This window comes from Vreelandella zhanjiangensis DSM 21076, from assembly GCF_000377665.1.
Lineage (GTDB): Bacteria > Pseudomonadota > Gammaproteobacteria > Pseudomonadales > Halomonadaceae > Vreelandella > Vreelandella zhanjiangensis.
The window spans coordinates 256835-272531 of record NZ_KB898647.1 but is presented as its reverse complement, the minus strand read 5'-3'; the positions used below and the strand labels follow the sequence as shown (position 1 = coordinate 272531).

Genomic DNA, 15697 nt, shown 5'->3' with positions numbered 1-15697 from the left:
TTAGTGCACTTAAAACGCTATAAAACGCCTTGTACTTGCACCGTGCTGCCTTGGCGGCTGGCACGTACCTCTATACGAACCGGCATTTGCTCTTTGAGTTCGCTGACATGCGAAATAATTCCGATCATGCGCCCGCCCATTTGCAGTTCGCTCAGCATGGCGATGGCTTGATCGAGGGCATCCTGGTCCAGGCTGCCAAAGCCTTCATCAATAAATAGCGTATCGAGCTGAATGCCACCCGCATACGCCTGCACCACATCAGAAAGTCCCAGTGCCAGTGCCAATGCGGCCATAAACGATTCACCGCCCGAAAGCGTCGCAACGGGCCGATTTTTACCGGTATAGGTATCAGCAACATCAAGCTCCAAACCAGACGCCTTGTTACCCTTGGAAGGGTCTTCACGGCGTACCAGCTGATAACGCCCCCGGCTCATCCGCACCAGCCGCTCGGATGCCTGAATAAGTACGTCGTCCAACAGTACCCCAAGCACAAAACGCTGCAGGCTAATGCGATGCCCGGTGCGTCCATTGGCAATCTCGCTCAGCGTTCCCCACAGCCGATACTCGGCTTCAAGCTCCGCCTCGGCAGCGTGGGCAGCCTTGAGCTTTTGCTGAGTAGCGGTTAGCTGAGTAATTCGCGCCGTCAAGCGCTGGTAGGTTTGATCGCAAACCTGCTCATGCGCCTGCGCGGCAGTCACTTGCTCAGCCAAGGCTGTCAAATCAGGCGGCGTTAGCCCCTCAAGGCGTGCCTGGCTTGCCTCAAGCTGACCATCCAGCTTGGCCAATACCTGCTGAAAGTGGGTAACGCTTTCAATTAGCGCTTGACGCTCAGGCGCTTCCAATCGGGCCTGAAGAAAGTCAGTGTCGCTGTCGAAAGCGCTACCGCTTAGCGCCAGCTGCCATTCGTTTTGGGCCGTGCTTAGCGCCTGAGTAGCGGCGCCAGCGCGCTGAACAATATCTGACAACGTGGTTTCAGCGCGGGCCAGCGCCGTTTGTGCGTGATGAGCACTCTCCTGAGCAGATTGCCACGCCGCCTCAGACTGCTGAATGTCGCTTTGCACACGGCGAAGCTCTGCTTGCAGCGCTTCAAGTGACCCATGCGTCTCGGGCAACGTCCTTCGCAGCTGTTCACACTGGGCTTCCAACTGATGGCAGCGCTTTTGGGCCGCTTCTAACTCAGGCTGTTGCGCCTTTATCTGGCTATCCAGCGCTTTCCATTCGCTGCGCTGTTGTTCAAGCGTACGTTCCTGCGACGCAAGCTCTTGGGTAAGCACTTGATAGCGTTCAACATGCTGCTGGCTTTCCTGGCAGGCAGCCTCCAGCGCGCTTAGCGGCTTGGCTCCCCACTCGCCAAGCGTATGGCGCAAGTACTCGCTCTGCTCATCGTTATACTTAAGCTGTTGGGCCAAACGCTGCTGCAACTGTTGAGCCTGCATCAGCGCTTGGTGCGCCTGTTCATGCTCCGTGCGTGCGCGCTTCACATCCGCCTGAGTAACGGGGGGCTGTTCCTGTATGGCTGGCGCAGGATGTTCACGGCTGCCGCATACCGGGCAGGGCTGCTGGTTTTGCAGCCGAGCGGCGAGTAACGCGGCCTGCCCCTGGTGCCAGTACATCTCCTGCTCGGTGGCGCGACGCTTATAGCGTTCAACCGTTTGCTGATGACAATCAACATCGCTTGCCGCCTGAGCCACTTGTTCAGCCAAGGCAACCCGCTGAGATTCAAGCCCGGCCAGTGATTTCCGCTGCGCGTGCTGCGCCTGGCGGCTTTTTAGCACCTCATCGCTGCCCGCGAGGTTATTGCGCTCCACCTGTTCCGCTTTTAGCTTGGCGGCAAGTGCCTCGCCCTGCTCGGCGATGGTGTTGCGCTGCTGCGTTTGTTGGTCAAGCTTTTGATGCAGGCTGTGCCATGTTTGTTGCGCCTGCTGTAGCGCCTGCTCTACACCAGTGAGCGCCTGAAATTGCTCCAACGCTTGCTGTAAACGACCCGCCTGCTCACGGCGTTCCGGCAACTGCTGGTAGCGGGTTTGTGCCTGATGTAACGCTTGCTGAGCATGTTGATGTGCCGCCTGCTGTTTTTCGACAGCCGTTTGAGCCTGAATGCGCTCTTCCTGGATAGCGCTTGCCGTTTGCCGCGCCGTTTGCACACGGTGAAAGGGTTCGGCCAGCGCTTGGGTTTGTTCATGGGCACTTAGTCGCTGCTGAGCGCGTTCTATTTCCGGCTGTTGGTGTAACAGCTGTTTTTTTTCTGCGCCCAGAGCCGCATGGCGATCAAAAAGCGCTTGGCACTCCTGCCCCTGGCGCTCGGCAGCCTCTGCCTGTTCACGCTGCTGTTTAGCAATGGCTAACGCCTGTTCAGCAGCCTGATACTCTGGCGCCAGCGTTTCCAGCGCTTCAATAAGCGCCGCTTCGCTTTCACTGTCGCTTGCATCCAGGATGCCCTGCACACGGTGCTGGTGATCTTTCACCGCCCGCTCTATCTGATTGGCCTGCGTGCGCAGATGCTCTTCGATGCGTTGAAAAATCTGGGTTTGAAACAGCTGGGAAAAAATCTTTTCGCGATCTTTTGATTCCGCCAGCAGCAGCTCTCTGAATTTTCCCTGGGGCAGCACCATCACCTGACGAAACTGGCTGGCATCCAACCCCAATAGCGCCTGCACTTGAGCGGTAGCATCGTTAACGCTACGCGCGACGAGACATTCGTTTTCCTTCCCCTCAGCGGTTATCCGCCACAGCTGGGCTTCTGCATTTTGCGTCGTCGTCCCTTCGCCTCGCGCCTTGGGGCGTTCCTGCTGAGGCACGCGACGCACCCGATAGCTCTCTCCACGCAGGTAAAAATCCAGCGTTACTTCGGTTAGCAACGTATCCGCGGCCTGGTCGCAGCGCATCTGGGTGCCCGAGCGTTCTTCTCCCGTGGTCTGGCCATAAAGCGCGAAGCAGATGGCGTCCAGAATCGAGCTTTTCCCGGCGCCTGTCGGGCCGTTGATCAAAAACAGCGGGCTTCTACCCAGCTGAGAAAAGTTGATGGTCTCCTCGGCCGCAAAGGGGCCAAAGGCCTGCATGGTGAGTACGAGCGGCGTCATGGCTGGCCCTCTTCATCGCGGCTGAGGGAGGTAATCAAATCACCCATGGCGCGCGCCTGCTCAGCGCTCATGGCGTCACCGCTGGTTTGTTCGAAAAAGTCGCTGAACATATCCAAGGCATTAAAGCGAAGCCGTTCGCGGTCCAGCTGCTGGCGCTGTTGCCCACCCAGCATGCCGGGCTTTTCGAGGTGCAAAACGTTGGGGTAAACCGCGCGCAGCTTGCCCATGGGATCTAAAATGGCGTGGCGGTCGGTCAACCTAACCAGCAGGTAGTCATCAGCGCAAAGGTCCTCGCGCCCCTGCCTCAACAGCTCATCGAGCTCGCCTTCCAGCACGCGCACTTCTCGCTTGGGCACCAGCGGGCGATGCTCAATGCGGGTAATTCCCTCTTTGCCCATATCTACAAGCGTAACGCCTTTACGCTGTCGAGCTTCTGAAAAACTGTATTTAAGCAGCGAACCGCTGTAGCGAATATGTTCGCCGCCGCGGTATTGCGGGCCGTGCAAGTGGCCAAGCGCGACATAGTCAAAGCCCTGCATGGGCTCCCAGGCAACGCTTTCTGCACCGCCCAGGGTTAACGGGCGCTCGGAATCGGATGCGCTGCCGCCATCTACAAAGCAGTGGCTCATCAATATGGTCGGGCGGGTAGCGTGACGCTTTCCATCAATACGCTTTAGCAGGTAACGGTGGGCGCTATCAAAATCGCGGACCGGCTCACCGAACTGGCTGCGTACGTATTCCGGGTCTGCGTAAGGCACGCCAAAAATATCGACCTCAACGCCGCTGATGGCGAGCGTAATAGGGGTATCGCATGCGCTCAAGTCAGAAAGAATATGCAGCCCAGCCTGACGCAAATGGCGTGCGCCAAAGCCCAAGCGCTCGGCACCGTCGTGATTGCCGGAAATCATCACTACCGGCAAACCACGCGCTTCGCAAAGCTCACCCAGCACATCATCGAGTAGCGTGACGGCCGCGGCAGGCGGCACCGAGCGGTCATAGATATCGCCTGCAATCAGCACAGCGTCTACGGCTTCGCGGTCGACGATCTCGATCAGCTGGTTTAAAACGTGGCGCTGGTCTTCAAGCAGTGAGATGTTGTGAAACAACCTCCCCAAGTGCCAGTCGGCGGTGTGGAGTAGACGCATGGCAGGCTCAACAGCAGGTTAGGTTGTAGCATCATAACAACCTAACCTGACGGCGTTTAGCCTTTACTGGTGAGAAACACTTAGGGGGCCTTGGGCAACTGGCGTTTATGCTCGGTGCGGGTATAGGTGTCAATAATGGTGGTGTACGCCTCATCACTGATGGCATCGCCGACCAGGAAGGCATCAATATCGACATAGGTCACGCCTAGCGCCACTTCATCCGCCAGCTGGGGTTTGAGCGTTTCCAGATCAGCAGTGGGCTGCTTTTCAACCAAAGCGGCAGGAGCGCCCAGCGCCGCACCGACTTCACGAACCTGGCTTTTGGTTAGCCCGGTGAGTGGCGCAACGTCACAGGCACCGTCGCCATATTTGGTAAAAAAGCCCATTAGCGCTTCGGCGGCTTGATCCGTGCCGACCACCAGGCCGCTTCGCGCCCCGGCCGCCGCATATTGCGTCACCATGCGCTGCCGCGCCTTGATATTGCCCAACACAAAGTCGCGGTGAGCGTCGTCTCTAAACGTTAGCCCGCCCTCTTCCAGTGCGGCCAACAGGGCATCACTTGCCGGTTTAACATTAACGGTCAGCACATGGTCGGGTTCGATAAACGACAGCGCCTTCTGCGCATCGTCTTCATCCTGCTGGGTACCATAAGGCAGCCGCATTGCGTAAAAAGAAGCATCTACACCCTGCTCACGCGCCCTATTAACCGCCAGCTGCGCCAAACGGCCGCCTACCGTGGAATCCACACCGCCGCTAATGCCCAATACGAGCGCGTGCTGCCCTGTATCGATCATTTGACGACATAAGAAATCAACGCGCTTATCAACCTCTTGCTGAGGGTCAATACGCGGCTTTACCTGTAAAGCCGCTTGAATATGCGATTGGGTTGCCTGCCGATCTACCATCTTGGCCTCCTTGCGGGTCGAACGTTAATCCATAGCGGATAGCATATGATTCAGGCTAGAGCAGAAATGGATTCGGTTCTACTCATCCAGTGGTGCGCTACCTTCCAGTACACTGCTGTGATGTCGAGGAATACACTCCAATGCATAGTGTGCGGCAGCTAGGCGTACCTCGTTACGATCTCCGGAAAAGCGGCGCGTCTCCGTGATCATGTAAACCTGCTTATCATGTCGAAATGCCCAGGCAAAACATACCGTACCTACCGGGATGCCGTCTTGCGGTTCAGGGCCTGCAATGCCGGTATTGGCCACGGTGACGTTGGCATCGTTATTATTAAGCGCGCCCAAAGCCATTTCTCGGGACGTTTCTTCACTGGTAAGCCCGTAAGTATCAACCGTATCAAAGCTGACCGACAGGTAGCGATTTTTCGCTTCTGGCGAATAAACCGCCAGGCCGCAGTCAATGCATTGCCCACTGCCGGGTACACTAGCCAGTTCAGAGACAATCAACCCCGCGGTGCATGATTCGGCGGTGGCCAATTTGAGCTTTTGCTGCTGTAGATAATCAGTAATCTGCTTAAGCAATTCCATTGCATTACTCCTACCCAAACGATGTCCTTTTATTTGCACTCCTATTGAAATGTAGTCCTTCTTACAGGGGGTTAAAGGCTTGGTTACCAACTTCACTATTTGTTAATAGAGTGCTTAGGCGCGCATAAAAAAAGCCCTTATCGTTGATAAGGGCTGTTGATAAGGACTTCGATGAAACGCGGTTAAGCTATCAGGTTAGTTGCGGAAGGCGTCGGGATAAACCGTTAGATCAACGCCCCACAGCATGGGCAGCAGGAAGTAAACGGCAGCCACGATCAGCAGCATGGCGGCAATGTTAAGCCAGAACCCATTGCGCACCATTTCGATGATCTTGATTTTGCCTGTGGCAAAAATAATCGCGTTGGGCGGCGTACCGACCGGCAGCATGAAAGCGCAGTTAGCTGCCATGGCTGCAGGCACCATCAGCACGAAAGGATGGATATTAAGCGCCAGCGCCAACGAGGCCAATACGGGCAAAATCATCGTTGCGGTAGCGGTATTTGAGGTGATTTCGGTAAGGAAAAGCACCATGCCGGTGGCAAGCAGAATCACGAGCAGGAAGTTAACTCCTTCCAGTACGCTCATTTGTTCGCCGATCCAGGTTGCCAAGCCTGAAGAGCCAAAGCCCGCAGCAATCGCCAGGCCACCCCCGAACAGCAGCAGAATGCCCCAGGGAACGTCTTTAGCGACATCCCAACCCAACAGGCAACCGCCTTTATTGGGCGAAGGTACCAAAAACAGTAGAATCGCCGCGACAATCGCAATCATGGTGTCATTGATGCCAGGGATATTGAGAATTTGACCCTGCCATAAAAACGAACGGGTAATCCACATGAACGCGGCGAAAAGGAAAACGCCCAGCACAGCCTTCTCTTCAAAGGTTATCTTACCGAGTGCGGCCTTCTCTTTTCTGATCATCTCCTTGCCGCCCGGCAGCTTGTTGAAGTTGATCGGGTAAATAACCCGGGTCAGCAACAACCAGCTTATTAATAGCAATATCACGACAACCGGGAAGGCAAACATCATCCAGCTGGCAAAGGAAATCTCGACGTCAAAAAGCTGCGTGACGACAGCCGCAAGAATAATATTGGGTGGCGTACCGATCAGGGTGCCCAAACCACCAATAGTGCCGCCATAGCCGATACCAAAAATGAGCGCTTTACTAAACTTGTCAATCTCGGTGCTGTGATCCCCCTCGCTTTTATTAAGCTCCTGGGTCACCTGGTAAACAATCGCCGTACCAATAGGCAGCATCATCATTACCGAGGCGGTGTTTGATACCCACATCGATAAAAAGCCGGTAGCCGCCATAAAACCAAACACGATGCTATTAATGCTCGTGCCCAGTATGGAAATAATCGTCAGGGCAATGCGCTTATGCAGGTCCCACTTTTCCATGGCCAGTGCGATCATGAAACCGCCCAGGAAAAGAAAGATAATCGGATTGCCATAAGCCGCCGTAACCGCATTACTTTCCAAGGCACCGGTAATTGGCAGCAACACAATGGGTAGTAGTGATGTAACGGGGATAGGTATCGCTTCGGTAATCCACCAAACGGCAACCCACAGCGTGGTAGCCAGTACCATACGGCCTTCGATGCTTAAGTCAGCCGGGTGGAAAAACATCAATACGAACGCAAACAGCAACGGCCCTAGAATCAAGCCAATCTTCTGAGGGGTGGTATAGGCCGGTGGTCGCGGCGGCTCCGAACCACTCCCCCCTTTTGTGTCATTCGTGGACGTAGGGGCACGCGGCGTGCCGGATATTGGCAGCGCGCACATGAGTAGGTTTTTGACTTGATCGTGGGAATGCCAAAGCTGATCCCAGAGCGTCATCGTGGCAGTTCTGCGCATTGGAAAGGTACCGCTCTTGTCAGGTAAACGAAATATCTTAGAAGGATAGCTGGCAACTCACTTTTCTACTCAGCAAGAGCCCAACTGTTTCTTGGCGCCCTTTATTCACTGCAATAGAACATTAGTCCAGTAAATCACCTAAAATTGCGACCAAAGTCTAACAACTTTGGTTGTAATGGTTCAGCATACTTTATGCTGACGGTCACCATTTTGTGATTTTTTATATTGCGGCAGTTACCGCTTGAAAGAGCTGAAAAAAACTAAACGTTAACTGTTATCATTGCCGTCCGATAGAACACCAACCGAGTATTAGTGACACACGCATGACAAGTTGATTAAGTTTTTGTATAGCTTTTTCTGCCTGGTTTTTCTGGTTTTGGTCTATGCTTAGGCTTCGAACGATATTTACAACGCTAGTTAAAAAATACAGTGAAACGCTCGAGTGCAGGGATTTTATAGGCGGGAACGAGGAAATCACTAACCGCAACGCTCAAGGAGTCAAGATGATACGCCAACATCTTTTCAATGGAGCAAAACCAGGCAGCCGCGAACACCTTGAAAAATATCTTATGGAACAGCGGCATAGACGCTCAAAAAACCAAGAAGCAGATATTATCAAGCTTGCTTCTCTCGCTTTTTTAGCAGGCTGTGTGGTTACCGTGCTCGCGATGCTACCCATGTAGCCGCATGAACCCTATAGTAGCCGCATGAAAAAAGTGCAGCGAAATCCCTCTACTTTCAGTAGAGGGATTTTTTTATGAGTCCGTTGAAGCCATTCGACCAATTCGGGTTTGCATCTGAAAAAAAGCTATATTACCCTGCAAGAGTACAATTTACGTACAAATAAACCAGCATTCACAAGGAGTAGTGGCATGCAACATATCCATTTAGCAGAGATTTCCCAAGCCGGTCTTCAACTTGCTATTCAGGAGATCAAGGATGAAATGTTCGATACCCCGGAATGCGATTACACCATCGCTAAACTGCTGTGTCATTGCAGCCAGTTTGAAGCCGCAGAACGTCAGCTTGACGATATGCTGCTGAAATGGGGCTCTTCACCAGACGTCGTGGAACTGACTGAAAAAGGGTATGCCATGGTGGCTACCATGAGCGCTAACGTTGCAACACCAGCCCCGCACAGCACTGTACGACAAGCGACACGCCAAACGATGGTCGCTGCTTAATTAGGTCTTAACCCTTCCTGATGCTTCCCTTGCCGTTGCAATACGACGGCAAGGGAAGCAAGCATCAATCGAGATGGTCAAGCGTTACCACGATATCCTGCGTTGACACATCAATCGTCCAGAATGTGTAGCTATCGTTGTCCTGATCGACCAGACGTATATCAAAGTATGGATTTGTGTAACCAGTCAAGGTAACCCGCTGGGTTTCGCCATTCTCTAGCACTGTTTCTCCCAACACATCTTCTTCCCACGTCTTTGAACTCGCCGGGCTCACGTACATATAAAAAATGGTATAGCCAGTGCGATTAGTAACATCGACGTAATAGTCAGAGGCGCTAGCCACTGTCGACAGGCACAGCATTATCAATGCTACCAACCTTAATGTGATATGCATCCGCTTGTTCCCTTTAGTTTTTTAATATTAGCAAGCCAATATTGGCTTTTACTTAGCACTGTGCCCGCTTGGCTAAGCGATTATAAAATACCCACCTGAGAATACTGCCCGCTAAATACAAAATTTTCTTACTTTTTGGCCACGTAGAGAAACTTACCCGCCAAAAAGCCCGCGCGATAACCGCAAGTGATAGAATGCTGCCCCTTTCAGGAAGCGTCTATGGCGCTAACTACATTCTACTACCTGAGTGACGCGCGATGATTACAACCGCCACAGGCTTGTTCCGCCCCCTTTTACAGCTGGGCCTTATCCCTCAGATTCTCATCGGTATCGCGATAGGTGTCCTGCTTGGAGTATTCGCGCCTTCGATTGCTGGCGACATAGCGCTATTAGGCCAGCTATTTATTGCTGCACTTCAGGCCGTCGCGCCTATTCTGGTGTTTGTTCTGGTGGCTGCCGCCATTTCTGCTCATCGGCAAGGGCAGCCCACTCATATTCGCTCAGTACTGGTGCTTTATATTGTCGGTACGCTGGTGGCGGCGCTGATTGCCGTTGCGGCAAGCTTTGCGTTTCCAACGGAGCTTGCGCTTAACGCCCCCCAAGCGGAGGGCAACCCGCCTGGCGATATTTTCCAGATCCTGCGCCACCTGCTGCTAAACGCGGTAGCCAACCCTGTCAGTGCGCTAATGGAAGGTAATTTTATCGCCATTCTTGCCTGGGCCGTTGGCCTTGGCCTGATGTTGCGCCAGGCAAGTGACACGACCCGCCTTGCCCTTAGCGATCTTTCTGACGCCATCTCACGTATTGTTGCGCTGGTAATTCGTCTCGCCCCACTGGGTATTTTAGGCTTGGTGGCCGGTACGCTCGCAGAATCAGGCATTGAGTCGCTGGTTAACTATGCCCAACTGCTCGCGGTTATTGTTGGGTGCATGGTGTTTGTTGCCCTGGTGAGCAATCCGCTGCTGGTATACATCGCCACCCGCCAGAACCCCTACCCGCTGGTATTTGCCTGCCTGCGCGGCAGTGCGATTACCGCCTTCTTTACACGCAGCTCGGCGGCCAATATTCCGGTCAACCTTGAGCTCTGTCGACGCCTGAAGCTGGACGCTGACACCTACTCCATCTCTATTCCTTTAGGTGCGACGATCAACATGTGCGGTGCGGCAATCACCATCACCGTGATCACGCTGGCGACCACCCATACGCTGGGCATTAATGTTGACTTCCCCACTGCCTTACTGCTGTGTATCGTCTCTGCACTGGCAGCTTGCGGCGTTTCCGGCGTAGCCGGTGGCTCTTTGATGTTGATCCCAATGGCCGCTAATTTGTTTGGCATTCCAACTGAAGTGGCCATGCAGGCAGTCGCGATTGGCTTTGTGATTAGCGTAGTGCAGGACTCCACAGAAACCGCGCTTAACTCATCCACCGACGTGCTGTTTACTGCCGCTGCATGCCGTGCGCGTAGCAATACTCTCTAACTCATAATAAAAATGGGAGCGCTATTGTCTTATTAGCCAGCGCTCCCAGCTCCTTCTGTCGTTCTTCCCGTCTATTAATAGTAAACATTGACACGCTCCCGTTCCTTATATAGAACGTTCTATATAAAGAACACTTGAGTGCGTTATGGATAAGCTTTCACTGAGTACATTGGGCCATCACCTGCAAACGCTTCGTACGGAGCGGGGCCTTTCGCTGTCGCAGTTGGCCAATGAAGCGGGCATCGCCAAATCCAATCTTTGCCGCCTTGAACAGGGCAATGGCAACCCTACCCTGGATACTATTTGGCGGCTGGCCGTTCAGCTCAACGTGCCGTTTGGCACGTTAGTGGCACCGATCACCGTGCCGCTGGGTGAAGATGGCGTGCAGGTCCGGCTTATTGATCAGGGTAAAGACTCGCCCCAGGTAGATGCTTACTGGATGCGCTGCGCACCGAACACCCTGCGCCGTGCCGAGGCGCATACGCCGGGCGCGCAGGAATCCCTCACGTTGATCAGCGGCTGGCTGGAAGCTGGGCCGGATGGCGACACCAAACCGCTTATGCCTGGTGAAACTCTCACCTTCCCGGCCGACCAGCCACACCTTTACCGCACACAGGCAGCAGAAGCGACGCTGATATTAACCATTACTTACGCTGAAAAAGGCGATACGCCATGAACCAGCTTACCAACTCTACTTCTGGTCGTTCGACACTGCGTGGCGTACGCGAAGCGATTCCTTTACTAGGCGGCTATATACCTGTCTCGCTTTCGTTTGGTTTGGTAGCGACACAGGCAGGATTTAGCACCTGGGAAGCGGCGGTCATATCGCTGTTAATTTATGCAGGAGCCTCACAGTTTCTGTTTGTCGGCATGGTCGCCGCAGGCTCGCCGCTATGGCTGGTGGTCGTGTTGACGCTACTGATTAATGTGCGCCATGTGGTTTACGGTCCGAACATCGCGGCCTGGCTACCCCGCAGTCGCCACTGGCCCTGGCTTATGCACGGCCTTACCGATCAGGTCTTTGCTCTGGCGCATACGCGCTTACCTCAGCTTCCCGAATCTGAACGCTTCGGCTGGTTTTTGGGAGTAGCGCTGCTTGCCTGGGGCGTGTGGATCGTGGGTACCGTGGTAGGCGCCACAGCCGGAGAAACGTTAACGGCCTACTGGCCGCTTTTGGGCGAGATTATGCCCTTTGCCCTACCCGCGCTTTTTTTAACCATGGTAGCGCCACGCGTCACGGATAAACGCTGGGCATTAGCCTTGGGCTGCACGATTGCATCCGCCCTCTTCTTTACCCTTTACGGCTGGAGCAATGTTGCCATCCCGCTGGCGGCTGCCTGTGGCGCTATCAGTTTTTATATGGTGAGATTTTATCCCAGGAAGAGCACATTATGAGCACAGGACTGTGGTTAGCCGTAATCGCTTCAGCATTGGGTACGCTACTCATACGCGTTGTGCCGTTTCTTTGGATGCAGCGCCGCCTGGGAAGTGAAACCGGCCTAAACAGCATTCCTCAATGGATCAGCATTTTAGGCCCGCTGATGATCGCGGCGGTGCTCGGCGTATCACTCGTTCCCGTTAATCCTGGCGTTATTTCATGGGTGGCAACGGCCATCGGACTATTCGTGACGCTGCTTGTATGGCTGCGCGTACGCACAATGGGCCTGCCTGTGGCAGCGGGTGTAGCGGTGTTTGGATTAGTACTAATAGGGGTAGCGCTAGCAGGGTGATGTTGCAGAAGACATGAGAAAATGGTGTGCCCAGTAGGATTTGAACCTACGATCATGAACTCTAGGGGCAGGCTGTTCACTATTTGAGCCACAAAAAGCTAGGTCGTTGATTGAGGGAGTAGCTGGACAGGCGGCGCCGCACGGAGATGGTCCCGGCCTGAATCTCACCTTGTCCAATCCAGTGCTCCCCCGCTTGCTATTCGGTGCCGGTCAGCTAATCAGGCAATGCTCTCGACGATGCCGCCCTCGACGCGCAGCGCCGCTCCGGTGGTGGCGCTGGCCTGGGGCGAAGCTGTATAGACGCATAGGTTAGCCACTTCCTCCGGCGTCGCGAAGCGCTTGAGCAGCGTCGAGGGGCGGTTCTCGTCAAGGAACAGGATTTCCGCCTCATCGACCGAGACGCCACGCTCTTCAGCGAGCTTTGTAAGCATCGTCATGGCCCCTTCCGTGCGAGTCGGGCCGGGCCGGATGGTATTGACCGTCACACCGCTTCCGGCCAGCACCTTGGCCAGCCCGCGGGAGACGCCTTGCATAGCTGCTTTGCTGACACCGTAGTGCACCATTTCTGTAGGGATATTGAGTGCCGATTCGCTGGAAATGAACTGGATGCGACCCCAGCCACGTTCTTGCATTCCTCTGGCATAGTGCCGCGCCAAGCGCACGCCGCTCATCACATTCACCTGAAAGCTTTCCTCCCAAGCGGCGTCATCAATGTCGAAAAAGGAGCAGCCGCCGTAGATGCCCAGATTGTTAATCAGGATATCTGCATCGGGTATGGCGGCCATCAATGCCTGCGCACCCTCGGCAGTGGCAAGATCGGCGGCAACGCCCGATAGGCGCGCCCCGGGCACAGCCCTGCCGATGCTCTCGACGGCGCTATCCACGGTATTCTGCTTACGCCCCGTGACCACCACCTCGGCGCTGGCCCGCGCTAGCCCCTCGGCAATGGCAAAGCCGATTCCGGCGGTTGATCCGGTGACAATGGCGCGCTTTCCTTTCAAGTCGATCTGCATGAACTGTCTCCTTATTTCGTCTTTATATGAGGCTGATGTTACTGGTCCCACGTAGGGGCAAGATTGCCCGGACTGAGGATGCGGCCGCCCCTACGCGCGAGACCATCGATCATGGCCATCTCATCGGGTGACAGGGCAAAATCGAAGATGGCGATATTCTCCGCGATGCGCGTGGGCTTGGTGGTGCGGGTAAGGGGCACGTCGCCCTTTTGATGCGCCCATCTCAGGACCACTTGTGCCGCGTTTTTGCCATGCGCCGCGCCGATCCGGGCAAGCACCGGATCACGCGGCACCGCCCCCATCGCCATCACGAAGAACCCAGTCAGCGGCACGCCAAGCTTATGTGCCTGCTGGCGAAGCGTAGATTGATCAAGATAGGGGTGGATCTCGACCTGGTTTGTGGCAATCGGTGCTTTGCTTATCTCGACTGCGCGGGCAAGCTGGGTGGCGTTATAGTTGCTGACGCCGATATGGCGCGTCCAACCGCGTGCGCGGGCTTCATTCAATAGCTCAATCTGGCGCTCGATCGGCATGCCGTGACCGGGCCAATGTACCAACAGCAGATCGACTGTATCCAGCTCAAGCCTTTCGAGGCTTTCCTGAATCGAAGGTAGAAAACGCGCTTCAGAGAAATTGCTATTCATCACTTTGGTGGTGACGAACACCGCATCGCGATCCATGCCGATGCCGCGCAGGGTACGGCCGAGCGCGGCCTCGTTGCCGTAAAGCTGGGCCGTATCGAAGGCACGAAAACCTGCCTGCCAGGCGGCGGGAATCAACTGGGCGACCTGTTGATCGTCTAGCTCATCAAGACCAAAGCCAATCGGGGGAAGTAAGGTATTCATCAAGCCGCTCCAGTGCGTTTATATATCCCTTTTCCGGACAGATTATCTCAATCATGCGCTCGCTCAAGGTCCAGCTCAGGGCCCCGTGGCACGACAAGCGCCGGGTTAAGGGCAGTATTAATGTAGTAACCGATTTTGGTATGTTCGAGATTGACCGTCTCGCTCATCCAAAAAACTTGATAGCGGCTGGGCCATACCGACGATCACCCAAGCGCTTTGACTAGGCCATGCTAATAGTGTGAAGTAGTTTCTATATAAGCGTAAGACACGAGAAGAGGAACCCATGGTTGATGAATTGGAAACTATTGGCGGGGCATTAGAAGACATCCGCGCGTTTTGCGCGGTAGCCGAGTTTGGAACGGTCTCGGCCGCAGCAAGACAGCTGGGCGAGACCAAGGGAAGTATCAGTCGTCGACTATCACGGCTGGAACATCGGCTTGGCGTGGCCTTGCTGGCACGCGCTCCTCGGGCGGTCTCTCCAACGGAGGAAGGCACCGCCTTTTATATCAAGGCGAGAGAAGCCCTGGCGTGGCTGGACGATGCCGCAGAAGGCGCACGCCAATCCCAGGACGTTCCGCAGGGGCATCTGCGTGTGACAGCCCCGGTGGATATCGGAATAGAGTTGTTGCCCCCCATAGTGGCAAAATTCCGGACACTTCATCCCCAGATTACCGTTGAGTTTCTGTTGACAGACACACCGCTGGATCTTGCAGCCAACCGCATCGATCTGGCCCTGAGAGCGCAAGACGGGAACCTTCCGGACATGGTTTACCGTGCCTCATCGGTAGCTCAATTGCGCGTGGGGCTTTATGCCTCCCCGGACTATCTCGAGGCGAACGGATGGTCAGGTGATACACCCGCCGCGCTTGCAGAGCATCATTTTGTCATCTCACGTGAGTTTACGGGGGCCGCACAATTGATGCTGAAGGGCCCCCGAGGCCGCACACACGAGGTGGTGATCCGCCCGAGCATTCGTACCAGTGACTATGCCAGTGTGTTGCGTTTGGCGATAGCGGGTGCCGGGATTGGCCCCATTCCCGACTTGGTGGCAGCGGCCCATGTTGCCTCCAGAGCTCTAGTACCAGTACTGGCGGATTGGAGCCTATCGGAAGGCCAACTCTATGCGATCAGTCTGAATGGCCAGAAGGCACCGGCGCGAGTGCGTGTCTTTCGAGAGTTCGTCCGTAGGGAGCTGAATGCCGTTTAGGAAGAAACTTAAGGTTTGCTCACTCTCCCGAACCATCAAACATAGTGCCTACGGCTAGAACTGTTGGTCACCCTTGATATCCTCCATTGCAGGGGTAAAGACATAGCGAGTGTCGAGGATACTGCGCGGTGGTATAAAGCAATGGGCTAATCAAGCAGTGCTATTGGCGAAGACCCGGCCGAAGACGCATTTGTAATTTTGTTGTTAAACAATAAAGGCTGCTTATGTGGCGAGATTAAGATCAAACTGAGGGTCATCACGATAAGAAATATCG

General features: G+C 54.7%; 15 protein-coding genes and 1 pseudogene. 8 read left to right on the top strand and 8 right to left on the bottom strand.

From position 1 onward, the window contains the following. Positions 1 to 17: 17 nt before the first annotated feature. The 5 genes from D467_RS0105475 to D467_RS0105455 all read right to left on the bottom strand — a co-directional run bounded on the left by D467_RS0105475 (position 18) and on the right by D467_RS0105455 (position 7554). Positions 18 to 3080: an AAA family ATPase gene (locus D467_RS0105475; protein ID WP_018916508.1), complete on the bottom strand. Its 3063-nt coding sequence runs from the start codon at positions 3078 to 3080 to the stop codon at positions 18 to 20. Further along, positions 3077 to 4225, bottom strand: coding sequence for an exonuclease SbcCD subunit D (locus D467_RS0105470; protein ID WP_018916507.1), 1149 nt, complete (start codon positions 4223 to 4225; stop codon positions 3077 to 3079). The genes D467_RS0105475 and D467_RS0105470 overlap by 4 nt, the downstream gene beginning before the upstream one ends. Before the next feature lie 80 nt (positions 4226 to 4305). Then, entirely contained in the window at positions 4306 to 5130 is an 825-nt protein-coding gene (gene nadE / locus D467_RS0105465; RefSeq protein WP_018916506.1) for an NAD(+) synthase, read from the bottom strand. Between the two features lie 78 nt (positions 5131 to 5208). After that, positions 5209 to 5718, bottom strand: a complete 510-nt coding sequence (locus D467_RS0105460) for a CinA family protein (protein WP_018916505.1) — start codon at positions 5716 to 5718, stop codon at positions 5209 to 5211. A 195-nt stretch (positions 5719 to 5913) separates the two neighbouring features. Beyond that, on the bottom strand, positions 5914 to 7554 hold the full coding sequence (locus D467_RS0105455; RefSeq protein ID WP_018916504.1) for a DASS family sodium-coupled anion symporter: 1641 nt from the start codon (positions 7552 to 7554) through the stop codon (positions 5914 to 5916). A 521-nt stretch (positions 7555 to 8075) separates the two neighbouring features. Between D467_RS0105455 and D467_RS0105450 the strand changes: the two genes are divergently transcribed. Together D467_RS0105450 and D467_RS0105445 are read left to right on the top strand one after the other, a co-directional pair. Beyond that, the gene (locus tag D467_RS0105450; protein WP_018916503.1) at positions 8076 to 8255 is read left to right on the top strand and encodes a hypothetical protein; all 180 of its coding nucleotides are present in this window, start codon (positions 8076 to 8078) and stop codon (positions 8253 to 8255) included. Positions 8256 to 8444: 189 nt separating this feature from the next. Then, positions 8445 to 8756 carry a hypothetical protein gene (locus D467_RS0105445; protein WP_018916502.1) on the top strand — a complete coding sequence of 104 codons (312 nt, stop codon included), beginning with the start codon at positions 8445 to 8447 and terminating at the stop codon, positions 8754 to 8756. A 64-nt stretch (positions 8757 to 8820) separates the two neighbouring features. On the opposite strand, the gene D467_RS0105440 is transcribed toward D467_RS0105445, so the two are convergent. Beyond that, a complete protein-coding gene (locus D467_RS0105440; protein ID WP_018916501.1) occupies positions 8821 to 9150 on the bottom strand; it encodes a hypothetical protein in 330 nt (109 codons plus the stop codon). 257 nt (positions 9151 to 9407) lie between these two features. Between D467_RS0105440 and sstT the strand changes: the two genes are divergently transcribed. The 4 genes from sstT (at position 9408) to D467_RS0105420 (ending at position 12358) form a co-directional block, all read left to right on the top strand. Next, positions 9408 to 10628 carry a serine/threonine transporter SstT gene (gene sstT, locus D467_RS0105435; RefSeq protein ID WP_018916500.1) on the top strand — a complete coding sequence of 407 codons (1221 nt, stop codon included), beginning with the start codon at positions 9408 to 9410 and terminating at the stop codon, positions 10626 to 10628. 145 nt (positions 10629 to 10773) lie between these two features. Beyond that, positions 10774 to 11304, top strand: a complete 531-nt coding sequence (locus D467_RS0105430) for a helix-turn-helix domain-containing protein (protein WP_018916499.1) — start codon at positions 10774 to 10776, stop codon at positions 11302 to 11304. Next, entirely contained in the window at positions 11301 to 12023 is a 723-nt protein-coding gene (locus D467_RS0105425) for an AzlC family ABC transporter permease (protein WP_018916498.1), read from the top strand. The genes D467_RS0105430 and D467_RS0105425 overlap by 4 nt, the downstream gene beginning before the upstream one ends. After that, positions 12020 to 12358, top strand: a complete 339-nt coding sequence (locus tag D467_RS0105420; protein ID WP_018916497.1) for an AzlD domain-containing protein — start codon at positions 12020 to 12022, stop codon at positions 12356 to 12358. Before D467_RS0105425 ends, D467_RS0105420 begins: the two co-directional genes overlap by 4 nt. Before the next feature lie 218 nt (positions 12359 to 12576). On the opposite strand, the gene D467_RS0105415 is transcribed toward D467_RS0105420, so the two are convergent. Both D467_RS0105415 and D467_RS0105410 read right to left on the bottom strand, forming a co-directional pair. Beyond that, positions 12577 to 13371 carry an SDR family NAD(P)-dependent oxidoreductase gene (locus D467_RS0105415; RefSeq protein ID WP_018916496.1) on the bottom strand — a complete coding sequence of 265 codons (795 nt, stop codon included), beginning with the start codon at positions 13369 to 13371 and terminating at the stop codon, positions 12577 to 12579. Between the two features lie 38 nt (positions 13372 to 13409). Then, positions 13410 to 14216, bottom strand: a complete 807-nt coding sequence (locus D467_RS0105410; RefSeq protein WP_018916495.1) for an aldo/keto reductase — start codon at positions 14214 to 14216, stop codon at positions 13410 to 13412. Positions 14217 to 14499: 283 nt separating this feature from the next. On the opposite strand from D467_RS0105410, the gene D467_RS0105400 reads away from it, so the two are divergent. Both D467_RS0105400 and D467_RS20235 read left to right on the top strand, forming a co-directional pair. Then, positions 14500 to 15423, top strand: a complete 924-nt coding sequence (locus D467_RS0105400) for a LysR family transcriptional regulator (protein WP_018916493.1) — start codon at positions 14500 to 14502, stop codon at positions 15421 to 15423. Positions 15424 to 15480: 57 nt separating this feature from the next. Continuing rightward, positions 15481 to 15573 (top strand): annotated as a pseudogene (locus D467_RS20235) (hypothetical protein); the annotation flags it as partial. Positions 15574 to 15697: the final 124 nt, after the last annotated feature.